The sequence below is a fragment of the Streptomyces azureus genome (assembly GCF_001270025.1).
GTDB classification, from domain to species: domain Bacteria; phylum Actinomycetota; class Actinomycetes; order Streptomycetales; family Streptomycetaceae; genus Streptomyces; species Streptomyces azureus.
Window position 1 is genome coordinate 1 of the sequence record NZ_DF968331.1, and the last position, 12,744, is coordinate 12,744.

General features: G+C 71.9%; 10 protein-coding genes and 1 pseudogene. 7 read left to right on the forward strand and 4 right to left on the reverse strand.

Annotated elements, in window-relative coordinates; translation table 11 throughout:
• The 4 genes from AOQ53_RS24725 to AOQ53_RS24740 all read right to left on the reverse strand — a co-directional run.
• A partial coding sequence (locus AOQ53_RS24725) for a DUF3488 domain-containing protein (protein WP_236711808.1) occupies positions 1–648 on the reverse strand: 648 nt, incomplete at its 3' end.
• Positions 648–2,009, reverse strand: coding sequence for a DUF58 domain-containing protein (locus AOQ53_RS24730; protein WP_059420530.1), 1,362 nt, complete (start codon positions 2,007–2,009; stop codon positions 648–650). The genes AOQ53_RS24730 and AOQ53_RS24725, both read right to left, overlap by 1 nt.
• Positions 2,009–3,046, reverse strand: a complete 1,038-nt coding sequence (locus AOQ53_RS24735) for an AAA family ATPase (RefSeq protein ID WP_059420531.1) — start codon at positions 3,044–3,046, stop codon at positions 2,009–2,011. Before AOQ53_RS24735 ends, AOQ53_RS24730 begins: the two co-directional genes overlap by 1 nt.
• A 278-nt stretch (positions 3,047–3,324) precedes the next feature.
• Entirely contained in the window at positions 3,325–3,870 is a 546-nt protein-coding gene (locus tag AOQ53_RS24740) for a beta-class carbonic anhydrase (protein ID WP_059420532.1), read from the reverse strand.
• 382 nt (positions 3,871–4,252) lie between these two features.
• Between AOQ53_RS24740 and rsmH the strand changes: the two genes are divergently transcribed.
• From rsmH to murD, 7 genes and pseudogenes are all read left to right on the forward strand, one after another.
• Positions 4,253–5,254, forward strand: coding sequence for a 16S rRNA (cytosine(1402)-N(4))-methyltransferase RsmH (gene rsmH / locus AOQ53_RS24745; RefSeq protein ID WP_174523339.1), 1,002 nt, complete (start codon positions 4,253–4,255; stop codon positions 5,252–5,254).
• 45 nt (positions 5,255–5,299) lie between these two features.
• Positions 5,300–5,749 carry a septum formation initiator family protein gene (locus tag AOQ53_RS24750; RefSeq protein ID WP_059420535.1) on the forward strand — a complete coding sequence of 150 codons (450 nt, stop codon included), beginning with the start codon at positions 5,300–5,302 and terminating at the stop codon, positions 5,747–5,749.
• 589 nt (positions 5,750–6,338) lie between these two features.
• Positions 6,339–8,297 (forward strand): peptidoglycan D,D-transpeptidase FtsI family protein, encoded by a 1,959-nt coding sequence (locus tag AOQ53_RS24755; protein WP_330219369.1) that lies wholly within the window; start codon positions 6,339–6,341, stop codon positions 8,295–8,297.
• A gap of 181 nt (positions 8,298–8,478) precedes the next feature.
• Positions 8,479–9,999, forward strand: coding sequence for a UDP-N-acetylmuramoyl-L-alanyl-D-glutamate--2,6-diaminopimelate ligase (locus tag AOQ53_RS24760; protein WP_059420538.1), 1,521 nt, complete (start codon positions 8,479–8,481; stop codon positions 9,997–9,999).
• Positions 10,000–10,027: 28 nt separating this feature from the next.
• Positions 10,028–11,434, forward strand: a complete 1,407-nt coding sequence (locus AOQ53_RS24765; protein ID WP_059420539.1) for a UDP-N-acetylmuramoyl-tripeptide--D-alanyl-D-alanine ligase — start codon at positions 10,028–10,030, stop codon at positions 11,432–11,434.
• A complete protein-coding gene (gene mraY / locus AOQ53_RS24770) occupies positions 11,434–12,525 on the forward strand; it encodes a phospho-N-acetylmuramoyl-pentapeptide-transferase (protein ID WP_059420541.1) in 1,092 nt (363 codons plus the stop codon). The genes AOQ53_RS24765 and mraY overlap by 1 nt, the downstream gene beginning before the upstream one ends.
• Positions 12,526–12,533: 8 nt before the next feature.
• Positions 12,534–12,744, forward strand: a pseudogene (gene murD, locus AOQ53_RS24775) (UDP-N-acetylmuramoyl-L-alanine--D-glutamate ligase); the annotation flags it as partial.

Consider the following 12,744-nt stretch of genomic DNA (forward strand, 5'->3'; position numbering starts at 1 on the left):
GCGGACCGGGGCGGCCGCGCCGCTCGGTTCCCCTCCGGCCGTGCGCGAGGCCCCGCCGAAGACCCGGCCCCACTGGGAGAGCCGGTCCCGGCCCTCGGCCAGGAGCAGCATCAGATAGCCCGCTGCCGCGACCAGGAACCACAGCCAGTCCGTGCCCCCGTCGGACAGCCCCGCGGCCACCGAGTACAGCGCGAGCAGCGGCAGACCGGCCGGGGCGGCGCTGCGGAAGGTCACCGCGAGGGTGTCCACCAGCAGCCCGATGATCAGGACACCGCCGATGAGCATCAGCCGGATGCCGTCGGACTCCAGGGGCGCCGGGATCGCGTACCGCGCGATGTCGTCCCCGCCCTGCCGGAGCAGGAGCGCGAAGCGGTCGAGGGCGTCCGGCCCGGGCACCAGCCCGGCGAGGGCCTGCTCACGGGTGAACACGAACGTCAGCATCAGCACCGTGACCACGGCCTGTGCCGCCACCGTCAGCGGGCGCGCCAGCGGCACCCTGCGGGCCGCGGCACCCACGCCCGCCTGCACGGCCAGCAGGAAGGCCGCCTGCACGATCCAGGTCGCCGGCTTGACGAGGGGCAGCAGGGCGCACGCGGCCATCAGCGTGGCCGCCCACGCCCCCAGCGTCAGTCGTACCCGCCCGCTCATCACGGTCCCTCCCCGCCGCCCGCGGCGGCCATCCCCCTGCGCTCCCGGTCGGCCTGCCGCCACAGCTCGTCCACGGAGGCACCCCGCGGTACGCCGAGGGCCGTCCAGCCGGCCTCGCGCAGCATGCGCAGCCGCTCCCCGCTCCCGTCCAACGGACCGGGCACGTCGCTCGGTTCCCGCACCCAGGTGTCGCTGTCCAGCACGAAGGCGACCGCGCCCGGGCTGCGCTGCCGCATCCGGCCCAGCACGGCGGCCTGCTCCTCGTCCAGGTCGCCGAGGAAGGCCACCAGCAGCCCCTCGTTCCCGCCGCGCAGCACGTCGTAGGCACGGGACAGGCCCGCGCCGTCGGAGTGGTCGATCACCGCGAGGGTGTCCATCATCAGCCCGGCCGCGTCCGCCGACTCCTGGTTCGCGCCCGCGAAGCCGTCACCGCCCTCGCCGGGCACCGCGTTGCCGGTGTCCGTCAACAGCCGTACCGAGAAGCCCCGTTCGAGCATGTGCACCAGCACGGACGCCGCGCCCGACACGGCCCACTCGAAGGCCGAGTCCGGCCCCGCGCCCTGGTAGGCGATGCCCCGGGTGTCGAGCAGCACCGTGCAGCGGGCGCGCTGCGGCTGCTCCTCGCGGCGCACCATCAGCTCGCCGTAGCGGGCGGTGGAGCGCCAGTGCACACGGCGCAGGTCGTCGCCGTAGCGGTACCCGCGCGGAATCACGTCGTCCTCGCCGGCCAGCGCGAGCGAACGCTGCCGCCCGTCGCCGTACCCCTTCGCCTCACCGCTGAGGCGCACCGGCGCCAGCGGCTCCACGCGCGGGATCACCGTCAGGGTGTCGTACGTCGAGAAGGACCGGGTCAGCTCGCACATGCCGAACGGGTCGGTCAGGCGCAGCTGGAGCGGGCCCAGGGGGTAGCGGCCGCGCAGGTCGGAGCGGACTCGGTAGGACACCTCGCGCCGGCCGCCCGCCTCCACCCGGTCGAGCACGAAACGGGGCCGGGGGCCGAGCACGTACGGCACCCGGTCCTGGAGCATCAGCAGCCCCGTGGGCAGCCGCGAGACGTTGTCCATCCGCAGGTGGACCCGGGCCTCGCTGCCGGCCGGCACGCGCGCGGGGGAGAGGCGGCGGCTGCCCGCGACCCGGTAGCGCGTGCGGTACAGCACCGTCGTGCACACCAGCGGCAGCACCGCCAGCAGCAGGCCCACGCGCAGCAGGTCGCTCTGCCCGAGCACGTACGAACAGACGGCGGCCGCGACGCCGGCGGCCAGGAAGGAGCGTCCGCGGGTGGTCAGACCGGCCAGAGCGCTGCGGATGCCGCCTTTCTCGCCCCGGTCGGCCTCCGCCTGCCCCGCCCCCGCGGTGGTCATCACAGCCTCCGCGGCGGCTGCTGGGGATACACCGGCACGCCCCGGCCGAGGCCGCCGAAGCCGCTCTGCTGCGGCGTCGCCGGCACCGGGGTGCGCTGAAGGATCTCCTCGACGACCTGCTCGGCAGAGCGGCGGTTGAGCTGGGCCTGGGCGGTGGGCAGCAGACGGTGGGCCAGGACGGCGACGGCAAGTGCCTGCACGTCGTCCGGCAGCGCGTACTCCCGGCCGCTCAGGGCCGCGGACGCCTTCGCCGCGCGCAGCAGGTGCAGCGTCGCGCGCGGGGAGGCGCCCAGTCTCAGGTCGGGGTGCGTGCGCGTGGCGCCGACCAGGTCGACCGCGTAGCGCCGGACCGGCTCGGCGACATGGACGCCGCGCACCGCCTCGATCAGCTTGAGGATCTCGTGCGCGTGGGCCACGGGCTGGAGGTCCTCCAGCGGAGAGACGCCGCCGTGCACGTCCAGCATCTGGAGCTCGGCCTCGGCGCTCGGGTAGCCGACCGAGACCCGGGCCATGAAGCGGTCGCGCTGCGCCTCCGGCAGCGGGTAGGTGCCCTCCATCTCGACCGGGTTCTGCGTCGCCACCACCATGAAGGGGCTGGGCAGCTCGTAGGTCTTGCCGTCGATGGTGACCTGGCGCTCCTCCATGGACTCCAGGAGCGCGGACTGCGTCTTGGGCGAGGCGCGGTTGATCTCGTCGCCGATCACGACCTGCGCGAAGATCGCGCCCGGCTTGAACTCGAAGTCGCGGCGCTGCTGGTCCCAGATGGACACACCGGTGATGTCCGAGGGCAGCAGGTCGGGCGTGAACTGGATGCGTCGCACCGAGCAGTCGATGGACCGCGCCAGTGCCTTGGCGAGCATCGTCTTGCCGACGCCCGGGACGTCCTCGATCAGCAGATGTCCCTCGGCGAGCAGTACGGTCAGCGAGAGCCGTACGACCTCGGGCTTGCCCTCGATCACGCCTTCCACCGACTCCCGCACGCGTTCCACCACGGCGGTCAGATCAGTGAGGCTCGCTCGATCGTCATAGGTCGTCACCCGGCCCTCCTCGGCCTTTCCCTTGCTCCCAGGGAGCACGGGATACCCCATTTTCCCGGGCCGACGCCACATGACGCAGGCCGGCCCACCCCGAACCACGGACACCACACGTGAAAGGTTCCGCGTGACGCCACTCCCGCATTCTTGCTGCCGTTACCGATTCGTGTCACTCGACTGTGGATAACTGGCCGCGATATGTCGGTCTTGCGGCCATTCGAACGCGTGACTGATAGGTTTTCGACAGCTACAGCAGGTTGTGCCCGGAGTGGGCGGCCAGGTCAGGAGGCGGGATCGATCTCCCGCAGCAGGCCGGTCTTCACGTCGAAGACAAACCCCCGCACGTCGTCCGTGTGCGGCAGGAACGGCGACGTGCGCACGCGCTGCATCGACTGCCGTACGTCCTGGTCGACGTCCCGGAAGGACTCCACCGCCCACGCCGGGCGCTGGCCGACCTCGGCCTCCAGTTCGGTGCGGAAGTCCTCGGTGAGGCTCTCCAGGCCACAGCCGGTGTGGTGGATGAGGACGACGCTGCGCGTCCCCAGCTTGCGCTGGCTGATGGTGAGGGAGCGGATCACGTCGTCGGTGACGACGCCGCCCGCGTTGCGGATCGTGTGGCAGTCACCGAGTTCGAGACCGAGCGCCGCGTGCAGGTCGAGGCGGGCGTCCATGCAGGCCACGACGGCGACGTGCAGCACGGGCCGGGCGTCCATCCCCGGGTCGGTGAAGGCGGCGGCGTACCGGGCGTTGGCGTCGACGAGGCGGTCGGTGACCGTGCCGCCGCCGGCGCTCTCCGAGGCTGTGGGAACCGATGCAGAAGTCGTCATAACCCATGACGTTACTGGTCACACCCGGTCCAGGCCTCTTGTGAGACTGGACAAAGAATGTCAGCGAGGCGGGGTTGTGAGGTAACCCACAAGGGTGGCGGGCCGCCGGTCGCGACGCGCAGGCCGGTTGATTGACCGGGAGACAGGGTGGACTAAAGTGACGCGAAGCGGGAGGCGAGACTCTCCCCGCTGGACTGTTCACCCCGGAGACCCCGGCGACGACCGGAGATCTCCCCACGTGCGCGGCGCGTACGTACGGCTCGGCCTCCTCCCGCTCCCGGTCGGCTGACGCTTCCGGCGCCGGCAGGCCTCCCCTTCACGAGCGGGCGGGGACCCGGCGGTGCGTACGGCCGCGCGCCGGACTTGAGAGGGCCCAGGATCAATGGGGCGCGAAGCGCATTCGAATGAGGGCGGTGGTGGGCGACGGGAGGGACAGAGTCGACACGTCCCGGTGATGCTCCAGCGGTGCCTGGACCTGCTGGCACCCGCGCTGGAGGGGCCGGAGCCGGTGGTCGTCGACTGCACCCTCGGCCTCGGCGGCCACAGCGAGGCGCTCCTGGAGAGGTTCCCCGGGATCCGCCTCGTCGCACTGGACCGCGACAAGGAGGCCCTGCGCCTGTCCGGCGAGCGCCTCGCGCCCTACGGGGAGCGCGCCAACCTCGTCCACGCCGTGTACGACGAGCTCCCCGAGGTGCTGCACAGGCTCGGCATCGCGCGCGTCCAGGGCGTGTTGTTCGACCTCGGGGTCTCCTCCATGCAACTCGACGAGGCCGACCGCGGCTTCGCCTACGCCCAGGACGCCCCGCTCGACATGCGCATGGACCAGACGTCCGGGGTCAGCGCCGCCGAGGTCCTCAACACGTACCCGCCGGGTGAGCTGGTGCGCATCCTCCGGGCGTACGGCGAGGAGAAGCAGGCGAAGCGGATCGTGTCCGCGATCGTGCGCGAGCGCGAGAGGGAGCCGTTCAGCACCAGCGCGCGGCTGGTCGAACTGATCCGGGACGCGCTGCCGCAGGCCGCCAAGCGCACCGGCGGCAACCCGGCCAAGCGCACCTTCCAGGCCCTGCGCATCGAGGTCAACGGCGAGCTCGCCGTCCTGGAGCGGGCGATCCCGGCAGCCGTGAAGGCGCTGGACGTGGGCGGGCGGATCGCCGTGCTGTCGTACCACTCGCTGGAGGACCGGCTCGTGAAGCAGGTGTTCGCGGCGGGTGCCGCCACCACGGCGCCGCCCGGGCTGCCCGTCGTGCCCGAGCGCTACCAGCCGCGGCTCAAGCTGCTCACGCGCGGTGCCGAACTCCCCACCGAGGAGGAGATCGCCGAGAACCGGCGGGCGGCACCGGCGCGGCTGCGCGGTGCCCAGCGCATCAGGGAGGACGTCGAGTGAGCCACGTGCAGGGCGGGCGGGTGTCCCGGACCCGAGGGAGCGTGAGTGAGCAGTAAACCCGAACTGAAGGGGAGGGCGGCACGTCTGGCGCAGCTCTTCCCGACCGGCCCCGGGCAGGCGGCCCGCACCCCCTTCGTCCTCCTGGTGGTTCTCCTCCTCGGCGGTGGTCTCATCGGCCTCCTGGTGCTGAACTCGGCTCTCAGCGAAGGCGCGTTCAAGCTGGACGACCTCCAGCGCGAGACCAAGAGCCTCACCGACGAGGAACAGGCCCTCCAGCGGGACGTCGACGCCTACTCCGCTCCCGAGGCCCTCCAGCGCCGCGCCCGCGAACTCGGCATGGTCCCCGGCGGCGACCCCGCCTTCCTCGCCCCCGACGGCACCGTCAAGGGCGTCCCGAGCCCCGCCCCCGGCGTCCGGCAGACCTCCGCCCACATCCCCCTGGTCCTGGCCCCCGAGGCCATGCCCAACGGCCCCACCTCAACCTCCGGCAGGTGACGGAAGTGACCGACAGGGATCCCCGGTGCCGCCGCGTACCGGGCCTCGCCCGGCCCGCCTGCCCCCCTGGCCCCGGCGTTCGCCGGGCCCCCGGGGCGGCTTCCGCTTCTCGGTGCGCGGCCGACCGGGCTCTCGGCGGGGTGACGGAGGTGTCCGCCGGGAAGTCGCCGCACTGCCATGTGCCCGGCCCCGCCGGGGCCGCCGGTCCCGGGGCCCGGGGCGGCCGCGGCGCGTGCCCTGCGGCGGCGGAGCGGCCGTCGTCTCGGGCGTCGTCGACCGCTGCCCGTCGCTCGCTGTGCCGGGTGCCGCCCCGGCCCGCGTCCGTGCGTCATCGCGTCGGGCAGTCCCCAGTCCGCCCCGACCTCCGGCAGGTGACGGAAGTGACCGACAGGCAACCCCTGCGCCGCCGCGTGCCCGGCCCCGCCGGGGCTGCTGGTCCCGGGGCCCGAGGCGGCCGCGGCGGGTGGCGTGCGGTGGAGCGTCCGTCGCCGACCGCTGCCGGCTGTGCCGGGTGCCGTCCCGGCCCGCGTCCGAGCGTCATCGCGTCGGGCAGTCCCCAGTCCGCCCCGACCCCCGGCAGGTGACGGAAGTGACCGACAGGCAACCCCCGCGCCGCCGCGTGCCCGGCCCCGCCAGGTCCGCTCGCCCCGACGCCCGGCGCCGCCCGGGCTCCGGTGCCCGTCCGGCCCGCCGCCCGGCCCCGGCCCGGTCGGCAGCGCCCAAGCCCCTCCGGCTGGGCAGCCCCCGCCCCCGGCTGCGTCTGGTCGGGCTCGCGCTGACGCTGGTGCTGATCGCCTTCGTCGTGCGGCTGTTCCAGGTGCAGGCGGTCGACGCGAGCACGTATGCCGCCAAGGCCGAGCAGAACAGGTACGTCGGGCAGGTGCTGGCCGCGGACCGAGGGGAGATCACCGACCGGTCCGGTGTGGCCCTGGCGACCAGTGAGGACGCCTACGACATCACGGCCGACCCCACGATGTTCGCCCCCGACCAGCTGAAGATCGGCGACGGGCCCGAGCAGGCGGCCGCGCTGCTCGCGCCGATCCTGGGCCAGGAGCAGGAGACCCTGGTCAAGAAACTGCGGCCGAAGAACAAGGCGCTGCGGTACGTCAAGCTGGCCTCCCGCCAGACCCCGCAGGTCTGGAAGCAGATCAAGGACCTGAAGGCCGCGCTCGCGAAGAAGGAGCAGACGGACAAGTCCGCGCACAACGTCCTTGCGGGCGTCTTCTCCGTCGCCACCAGCAAGCGCGTGTACCCCAACGGCGACCTGGCCGCCGGGATACTGGGCTGGGTCAACGGCGAGGGCAAGCCCGGCGGCGGCATCGAGCTCCAGCTGAACAAGCAGCTGGCCGGCAAGGACGGCAAGATCCGCTACGCCCAGTCCGGCGGCCGGCTCGTCCCCACCGCGGGTTCCACCGAGACACCCGCCGTGCCCGGCAGCGACGTCGAGCTCACCATCGACCGCGACATCCAGTGGGCCGCCCAGAAGGCCATCAGCGACCAGGTGAAGGAGTCCGCGGCCGACCGCGGCTACGTCATCGTCCAGGACACCCGCACCGGCCAGATCCTGGCCATGGCCAACTCACCCGGATTCGACCCGAACGACCTGTCCGACGCGGACTCGGCCGCCCTCGGCAACGCGGCCCTCCAGGACGCCTTCGAACCCGGCTCCACCGCCAAGGTCATGTCGATGGCGGCCGTCCTCCAGGAGGGCGCCGCCACCCCGATGACCCACGTCGTCGTGCCCAACCGGCTGCACCGCGGCGACCGGCTCTTCAAGGACGACGTGAACCACCCGACCTGGTACCTGACGCTCAACGGCGTCCTCGCCAAGTCCAGCAACATCGGCACCATCCTCGCCACCGGGCAACTCGGCAGGACCCAGGCCCAGTCCAACAAGGTCCTCTACGACTACCTGCGCAAGTTCGGCCTCGGCAGGTACACCGGCCTCGACTTTCCAGGCGAGACCAAGGGCATCCTCGCCCCGCCCGACAAGTGGTCGACCTCGCAGCAGTACACGATTCCTTTCGGCCAGGGCGTCTCCATCAACGCCATGCAGGCGGCGTCCGTGTACTCGACCATCGCCAACGGCGGTGTCCGCGTCGAACCCACGCTCGTACGCGGCACCAAGGGCCCCGACGGCCGCTTCACCCCGGCCCCCAAGCCCGAGAAGACCCGGGTCGTCAGCGCCAAGACGGCGAAGACCCTCGCCCAGATGCTGGAGTCGGTCGTGGACGACGAGGAGGGCACCGGCACCAAGGCGCGTATCCCCGGCTACCGCGTCGCGGGCAAGACGGGCACGGCCAACCGCGTGGATCCGGCCACCGGCATGTACAAGGGCTACACGTCGTCGTTCGCCGGATTCGCGCCCGCCGACAAGCCCCGCGTCACCGTCTACTGCGCCATCCAGAACGCCACCAAGGGCAACTACTTCGGCGGCCAGATCTGCGGCCCCGTCTACAAGCAGGTCATGGAGTTCGCACTGAAGTCCCTCCAGGTCCCGCCGACCGGGGCCAAGCCGGCGAAGCTCCCGGTCACCTTCAAGCGCTGACCGGCCGCAAGCCCCGGTCGGCACGGAACCAACCAGGAACCACCTCGTGACAACGATCACCCCGGACCCGGGGAACCAGAGCAGCCCCCGCCCCTCACTTCGCCCGGAGGCGGGTACGCCCGGTACGCTCACCGCCGTGCCACACGCTGATCAGTCCCAAACCACCCAGAAGGGCCATCCCGTGACATACCCCGGGCCGCCCAGGCCGGCGCAGGTCTCCGCCACACCCCTCGCGGAACTGGCCGGACAGCTGGGTGCTCCCGCGCCGGAGGGCGCCGCCGACGTCACGGGCATCACCCACGACTCGCGAGCCGTGCGCCCCGGCGACCTGTACGCCGCCCTCCCGGGCGCCCGCCTGCACGGCGCCGACTTCGTCGACCAGGCCGCGAGCCTCGGCGCGGCGGCCGTGCTGACGGACCCCACCGGCGCCGAGCGCGCCGCGGCCTCCGGGCTGCCGGTCCTGGTCGTCGACGACCCGCGCGCCCGGATGGGCGAGCTGGCCGCCACGATCTACGGCCACCCCGGCCTGGACCTGCTCCAGATCGGCATCACCGGCACCTCCGGCAAGACCACCACCGCCTACCTCGTCGAGGGCGGCCTGAAGACCGTCAGGTCCACCGGCCTGATCGGCACGGTCGAGATGCGCATCGGCGACGAGCGCATCAAGTCCGAGCGCACCACCCCCGAAGCCACCGACCTGCAGGCCCTGTTCGCCGTCATGCGCGAGCGCGGCGTCGAGGCGGTCGCCATGGAGGTCTCCAGCCACGCCCTGGTCCTCGGCCGCGTCGACGGCTGCGTCTTCGACATCGGCGTCTTCACCAACCTCAGCCCGGAACACATGGAGTTCCACTCCGACATGGAGGACTACTTCCAGGCGAAGGCGCAGCTGTTCACCCCGAAACGCAGCAAGCTCGGCGTGGTCAACGTCGACGACGAGTACGGCCGCAGGCTGGCCAAGGAGGCCACCGTCCCGGTCGTCACCTATTCCGCCGAGGGCCACCCCGACGCCGACTGGCGCGCCGAGGGCGTCGAGATCGGCCGGCTGGACTCGACGTTCACCGCCATCGGGCCCAAGGGCGAGCGGATCAGCGCGAAGTCGCCGCTGCCGGGCCCCTTCAACGTGGCCAACACCCTCGCCGCGATCGTCGCCCTCGCCGTCGCCGGGCTCGACCCGCAGGCCGCCGCCGACGGCGTCGCCGCCGTGCCCGGTGTGCCTGGCCGCCTGGAGCGCGTGGACGCCGGACAGCCCTACCTCGCGGTCGTGGACTACGCGCACAAGACCGACGCCGTCGAGTCGGTGCTGCGCGCCCTGCGCAAGGTCACCGAGGGCAAGCTGCACATCGTCCTCGGCTGTGGCGGGGACCGGGACAGGACCAAGCGGGAGCCGATGGGCGCCGCCGCGGCGCGGCTCGCCGACACCGCCGTACTGACCTCCGACAACCCCCGTGGCGAGGACCCCCTCGCGATCCTCGCCACGATGCTCCAGGGCGCGGCCTCCGTGCCCGCGCACGAGCGCGGCGAAGTGGCGGTCTTCGAGGACCGGGCCGCCGCGATCGCCGCCGCCGTCGCCCGTGCCGAGCCCGGCGACACCGTACTGGTCGCGGGCAAGGGCCACGAGCAGGGCCAGGACATCGCCGGGGTGGTCCGTCCCTTCGACGACCGCCAGGTGCTTCGCGAAGCCATTCAGAAGACCCAGGGATGAAATCCCGCATGATCCAGGGGATGAACTTGTGATCGCCCTCTCCCTCGCCGAGATCGCAGAAGTCGTCGGCGGGCAGACGCACGACATACCGGATCCGACCGTCCAGGTCACCGGCCCGGTCGTCCGGGACTCCCGCGAGGCGGGGCCGGGCAGCCTGTTCGTCGCCTTCGCCGGTGAGCGCGTGGACGGCCACGACTTCGCGGCCGCGGTCGTCGAGGCGGGAGCGGTGGCCGTGCTCGGCACCCGGCCCGTCGGCGTGCCCGCGATCGTCGTGGACGACGTGCAGGCCGCGCTCGGCGCCCTCGCGCGGCACGTCGTACGACGTCTGGGTGCCACCCTCGTCGCCCTCACCGGCTCGGCGGGCAAGACCAGCACCAAGGACCTGATCGCGCAGGTGCTCCAGCGCAAGGCGCCGACGGTCTTCACGCCCGGCTCGCTCAACAACGAGATCGGGCTGCCGCTGACCGCGCTCAGCGCCACCGAGGAGACCCGGTTCCTCGTCCTGGAGATGGGCGCCCGCGGCATCGGGCACATCTCCTACCTCACCGGTCTCACGCCCCCGAAGATCGGCCTCGTCCTGAACGTCGGCAGCGCCCACATCGGCGAGTTCGGCGGCCGCGAGCAGATCGCACAGGCCAAGGGCGAACTCGTCGAGTCCCTCCCGGAGGACGGGACGGCCGTCCTCAACGCGGACGACCCCTACGTGCGGGCCATGGCCTCCCGTACGAAGGCGAAGGTGATCTTTTTCGGAGAGTCCGACGAAGCGGACGTTCGCGCCGAGAACGTGCGACTCACGGACACCGGACAGCCCGCGTTCAGGCTTCACACACCCTCCGGTGCAAGCGATGTGACCATGCGCCTGTACGGTGAGCACCACGTGTCGAACGCGCTCGCCGCGGCCGCCGTCGCCCACGAGTTGGGCATGTCCGCAGACGAGATCGCCGTCGCGCTCTCCGATGCGGGCTCCCTCTCCCGCTGGCGGATGGAGGTCACCGAGCGCCCGGACGGCGTGACGGTCGTCAACGACGCCTACAACGCGAACCCCGAGTCCATGCGAGCCGCTCTGCGCGCGCTCGCGGCGATCGGCAAGGGGCGTCGTACGTGGGCGGTGCTCGGCAAGATGGCCGAGCTCGGGGACGAGGCTCTCGCCGAGCACGACGCGGTCGGACGGCTCGCCGTCCGGCTCAACGTCAGCAAGCTCGTCGCGGTCGGTGGCAGGGAAGCCGCCTGGCTGCAACTGGGCGCATATAACGAGGGTTCGTGGGGTGAGGAGTCGGTGCACGTGTCCGACGCACAGGCGGCGGTCGACCTGTTGCGCAGCGAGTTGCGCCCGGGGGACGTCGTACTCGTGAAGGCGTCCCGTTCGGTCGGCCTCGAGAGCGTGGCGCAGGCGCTGCTCGAGTCCGGTGCCGAGGGTGAGGTTTCCGCCCGATGATGAAGCAGATCCTGTTCGCAGGAGTCATTGGCCTCTTCCTGACCCTGGTCGGCACCCCGCTGCTGATCAAGCTGCTCGCGCGCAAGGGCTACGGTCAGTACATCCGCGACGACGGCCCGCGCGAGCACGCCAGCAAGCGCGGTACGCCGACCATGGGCGGTATCGCCTTCATCTTCGCGACGGTCGCCGCGTACTTCCTGGCCAAGATGATCACGGGCTATCTGGACCCGGAGGCCGACGCGGCGCCGACCTTCTCGGGTCTGCTGGTTCTCGGTCTGATGGTCGGCATGGGGCTGGTCGGCTTCCTCGACGACTACATCAAGATCGTCAAGCGGCGTTCGCTGGGTCTGCGGGCCAAGGCGAAGATGGCCGGCCAGCTGATCGTCGGCATCGCCTTCGCGGTGCTCTCGCTCCAGTTCGCGGACAACCGCGGCAACACCCCGGCGTCCACGAAGCTGTCGTTCATCACGGACTTCGGCTGGACGATCGGCCCCGTGCTGTTCGTGGTCTGGGCGCTGTTCATGATCCTCGCGATGTCGAACGGCGTGAACCTCACCGACGGTCTGGACGGTCTGGCCACCGGCGCCTCGGTGCTCGTCTTCGGCGCCTACACCTTCATCGGCGTCTGGCAGTTCCAGGAGTCCTGCGCCAACGCACAGACGCTGACCAACCCGGGCGCGTGTTACGAGGTGCGGGATCCCCTCGATCTCGCGGTGGTCGCCTCCGCGCTGATGGGCGCCTGCCTGGGCTTCCTGTGGTGGAACACCTCGCCGGCCAAGATCTTCATGGGTGACACCGGTTCGCTCGCGCTCGGCGGTGTGCTCGCCGGCCTCGCGATCTGCTCCCGCACCGAGCTGCTGCTCGCCATCCTCGGCGGCCTCTTCGTCCTGATCACCATGTCCGTGGTGATCCAGGTCGGCTCCTTCCGCCTCACCGGGAAGCGCGTCTTCCGGATGGCGCCACTCCAGCACCACTTCGAACTCAAGGGCTGGTCCGAAGTGCTCGTCGTGGTCCGCTTCTGGATCATTCAGGGCATTTGTGTGATCGTCGGATTGGGCCTCTTCTACGCAGGATGGGCAGCGGACAAGTGACCTCCTCGGTGTCTTCGGAGCTCAAGGGCAAGCACGTCACCGTCGCCGGGCTCGGCGTCTCCGGCCTCCCGGCGGCCAAGGTGCTGCACGGCCTCGGCGCGATCGTCACGGCCGTCAACGACGGCGCCGACGAGCGCGCGCAGGCGCAGGCCGCCGAGCTGGAGGCGCTCGGCATCACCGTGCGCCTCGGTGACGGCGACACCCTGCCCGAGGGCACCG